Source organism: Frankia sp. AgKG'84/4, from assembly GCF_023242965.2.
In the GTDB taxonomy this organism is placed as follows: domain Bacteria; phylum Actinomycetota; class Actinomycetes; order Frankiales; family Frankiaceae; genus Frankia.
The window spans coordinates 1-1158 of record NZ_JALKFU020000768.1 but is presented as its reverse complement, the minus strand read 5'-3'; the positions used below and the strand labels follow the sequence as shown (position 1 = coordinate 1158).

Annotated in this window: 1 protein-coding gene; it reads right to left on the bottom strand. The window is 74.4% G+C overall.

All coding sequences use genetic code 11. From position 1 onward, the window contains the following. Window positions 1–772, bottom strand: a 772-nt coding sequence (locus MXD58_RS25085) for an AfsR/SARP family transcriptional regulator (protein WP_250610100.1), incomplete at its 3' end; no start/stop codon positions are given. Window positions 773–1158: the final 386 nt, after the last annotated feature.

The window sequence follows — 1158 nt, the reverse complement described above, 5'->3', positions numbered from 1 at the left end:
GCGGGGCCCAGTCCAGCCCCGGCACCCCGCGCAGCACGTCCTCCTGCAGCTCGCGCAGCAGCGGGGAGTCCAGCCCCAGCTCGTGGCGGGCCGCGAGGCCGTCCCGGCAGGCCCGGGCGGCGTCGTCGATCCGGCCGTCGCGGTAGAGGGCGAGGACCAGCTGCCGGCACAGCCCGTCGTCCTGCGGATGGCGCGCCACCCGCAGCCGCAGGTCGCCGATGACCTCACGATGCCGGCCGAGGGACAGGTCCGCGGCGATCCGGGTCTTGAACACGTCGAGCTGCAGCTCGTTGAGCGCCTCCAGGTAGGCATGCGCGAACGGGTGGTCGGCCACGTCCGCCAGCGCCGGCCCGCGCCACAGCGACTGGGCCTCCTGCAGCGGGGCGATCGCGCTGACCGCGTCGCCGTCGTCCACCGCCCGGCGGCCCTGCGCCAGCAGGCGCCGCGCCCGCTCGGCGTCGATCTGCTCGGGGCGGATGTCGAGAAGGTAGCCGGAGCCCTTGCGCAGCAGCACCCGCAGCTCGGGGCCGTCCTCGAGCTGGCGGCGCAGCTCGCTGACGTGCGTGCGCAGGGTCGCCATCGCCCCGTCCGGCGGGGTCTGCCCCCACAGGGCGTCGAGCAGCCGGTGCGCGGGCACGACCTGGCCCGCCTCGAGCAGCAGGACCGTGATCAGCCGCCGGCGCTGGGGGCCGCGCAGCACGATCTGCCGCCCCGCCGCGGTGACCTCCAGCGGACCGAGGATGGCGAACTGCAGGCTGTCGCGGTCGGGCATCTGGTCCTCTCGTCGCCGGGTTCCGGCTACCGGCGCGACCCCGGGTGATGAGTGTTTATCGCAGCGTGCTCCCGGAGGGGAGGGGTCGGCAACCACCGATCCGCGCCGGTACCTGTCGTCTCCGCGTCAGCGTCCGCACCCGGAGCACCCGGCATCGCCGCGCTCGGTGACCGCCGCGCACAGATCGTCTTCCGGAGCTCTCAACGGTCGTTCAACGCCGGTGGTGAGCCGGTGGGTACCGGTTGTTGATCCGGCCGCGGTGCACTGAGCACCAACGAGAACCGAAAGCCCGGGGACGGGTGACCGGCAGACGGCCGGTGGCGGCACGGAGGTGGCGGACAGATGGCGATCGAGATGGCGAGGATCCTGCCGCGGCGACCCGGGGC